General features: G+C 40.5%; 3 protein-coding genes. 1 reads left to right on the top strand and 2 read right to left on the bottom strand.

The annotated features are described in order from the left end of the window. Positions 1–114: 114 nt before the first annotated feature. Positions 115–633, top strand: coding sequence for a hypothetical protein (locus M2132_RS11840; protein ID WP_280673814.1), 519 nt, complete (start codon positions 115–117; stop codon positions 631–633). Between the two features lie 178 nt (positions 634–811). Here the strand turns inward: M2132_RS11840 and M2132_RS11835 are convergent, their stop codons facing one another. Both M2132_RS11835 and M2132_RS11830 read right to left on the bottom strand, forming a co-directional pair. Next, on the bottom strand, positions 812–1,714 hold the full coding sequence (locus M2132_RS11835; protein ID WP_280673816.1) for a YeiH family protein: 903 nt from the start codon (positions 1,712–1,714) through the stop codon (positions 812–814). A gap of 82 nt (positions 1,715–1,796) precedes the next feature. Next, the gene (locus tag M2132_RS11830) at positions 1,797–2,678 is read right to left on the bottom strand and encodes a LysR substrate-binding domain-containing protein (RefSeq protein WP_280673818.1); all 882 of its coding nucleotides are present in this window, start codon (positions 2,676–2,678) and stop codon (positions 1,797–1,799) included. Positions 2,679–2,796 lie beyond the last annotated feature (118 nt).

Below are 2,796 nucleotides of genomic sequence, written 5' to 3'. Positions count from 1 at the left end.
AGAGATTGAGCAAATATTCAACGCGCTTATTTCATTGATAATAAATAATTTAACTAAACAAATCAGCGAATTGTTTCAACTACTGATTCGCATAATTATCTGAAGACATTAGATATGACCGTAGAGACGCTTGTTCACGCCCAATTTCTTACTTTATTTAAGAAAAATGAAATGGATTACTTTCTTATTGATGCAAGTGAAGCATTTCCTTTAGCAACAAATAAACCTGACTACATTTTCTTTAGAGTATCTTCTGCACAAAAAAAGATATATACTCAATTTAAAGCGATTCATCAAAGTTGGGCTAGAAGTGAAGATGAAACGAAACAAAAAATAGAAAATTGGGGACATAAAGATGACTTTGATACAAGTTCTTATTATGAATTTTGGAAAACAATAAGCAGGTATACATATAAGTATGTGTATAACTTTCATCCTTTAGACGCAAAGCTATGGCCAAGTTTGCAATTCTTCACTGCTTGTGGCATTCCTGAATTGGCTCAAAAGCTGTCTGAAAAAGAAAAAGAGAAAGAGGAACAACAGAAATTAACCAGAAAACAAGCTGAAAAAATAGCTTTAAGAGATTTTATCCCCCCGGTTTTATACAAAATAAAAGTAAAATTGTACAACTGAACAAAATATGTATATACAAAACCTTAATCTTCTTTTAAGATATATTCTAAAAGCAACTGATAATATTTGGAAAAATGATTAAGTTATTAGTGTGTTTTTGTTTTAATATTTAGTGAAACTTTCAATCACCTGTCCCAGTTAAATATACGGTGTGGGGTAGGAAAATAAATTTGTAAGGTCAGAGTATTACGGCCAATGCGGCAATAGCTATGACTACCCAGAGAATAACACCCTCCAATACAGGTTTTGCTCCCACTTTCCGTATTGCCTCGAGCGAGAGTGTTCCGCCTATCAGGAAGAGTGTCATCGAAAGAAAGCGGTGGGAAGCTTCAGAAATAAAGCCGAGTATTATGGACGGAATATCGACATAGGTATTGACAACCATAGCGATAATGAACAGAAATATAAACCACGGTATCGATACCCCACGTTCTTCGCCTTTCGGAAAAAAGAACAGTGACACAAGCGATAAAGGAATAACCCACAAGGCACGCGTAAGTTTCACGGTAGTGGCAACAGCTAAGGCTTCGGGGCCGTATGCGGCTCCGGCACCGACTACCGAACTTGTATCGTGTATAGCAATGGCTGCCCACAGGCCAAACTGCTGCTGAGTTAAGTCTAACCAATGACCTATCGGTGGAAAGATGAATAGAGCTATGGCGTTCAGTGTAAATATAACAGCTAACGACATCGACGTTTCGTTTTCGTCAGCACCAACAACTGGGGAGACGGCAGCAATGGCACTCCCTCCGCATATGGCTGTGCCGGATGATATCAGGTAAGATAACTTTTGGGGGATTTTCAACCAGCGTCCCAGAAAGTAACCGACAACCATCACTCCCGTTACCGAAACGATAGTGAATAGCATACCATCGCCGCCGGCTTTGAGCGATTCGTGCAGGTTCATACCGAAGCCTAACCCTACAACAGCAATCTGAAGCAGGTATTTCGATACTTTTTTACTTAATGCGGGATATGGATTCTTTAAAAGCAAGGCGAAAACTATTCCACCGAACAGAGCGATTGCTGGAGAAACGAACGCCGAGATAATAAAAAGTGCGATAAAGAAATAACAAGTCATGTCAAATGGTTTTAATATCGCAAAGCTACATTAAAAATAAATACCCTGCCAATGCCGTTTTTCTATATGCGATAACAAAAAGTTATAGCATGCGGGCAAGAAATCGCATAAATCGTTCTTGTATCTCGGAATGAGCCCCCTGACTGACCACGTAGGAGAATTCGCGATTTAGTTCAAGGTCGGACACCTCCACAACTTTGAATGTATTATTCAGCAACTCCTTGGTAATAGCCGTAATGGAAACGATGGCGAAAACCGATGGACTGTTTTCCAAAAATAGTTTTATGCTCTCCGTACTACCCAGTTGCAATAGAATATTCATCTGCGACAACCGTTTATTGTGGGCGGCCAACGCCTGTTCAATCACCTCCAGCGTTCCTGAACCCGATTCGCGCAGTACCAACGGGAGCGTGGCCAGTTCATTGACCGATATTTCGTCCCCGATTTTGTTCCCTGCTCCGGTAATCAGCACCAATTCATCTTTCCCGAATGGTGTATACTTCAACGAGTGTTTACGGTGGGCGCCTTCAACAAGTCCAATATCTGTCTTATGCTCTTCTAATGCCTGTTCAATCTGTTCCGTATTGCCCGATGTTACCGTCAGCCGGATATCCGGAAACCTCGAAATGAACTTGGCTATAATCGGTGGAAGTACATACTGGGCGATGGTCGTACTGGCTCCTACCCGCAGTTCACCCGATAAATTACCTGTCAGTAAGTTCATCTCCAATTGCAGGTTGCGATAAGTTTCCAGTATGTTTTCCGCATACCTCAACAGGGTTTCACCCGGTACGGTGAGTTTTACTTTATTTCCGGAGCGTTCAAAAAGTTGTGTTTTGTACATACTCTCCAACTCCTGTATGTGGCGCGATATAGCCGGTTGCGAGATGTGTAATTCCGCGGCTGCCCGGGTGAAATTCAGATTACGTGCAACAGACACGAATACGACAAGGCGAAAATTCATCTTTATGATAATATTTTATTATTACAAACTTAGATAAAAATTTGCTATTTATAAGCGAGTCTGATAAAAGAATAGCTTATTTTATGCAAACAAGACCAACAATATGTATCTTCATAAA

This window comes from Dysgonomonas sp. PH5-45, assembly GCF_029893235.1.
Classification (GTDB): Bacteria; Bacteroidota; Bacteroidia; order Bacteroidales; family Dysgonomonadaceae; genus UBA1309.
The sequence above is the reverse complement of the archived record's forward strand: the minus strand, read 5'-3'. Positions and strand labels throughout refer to the sequence as shown.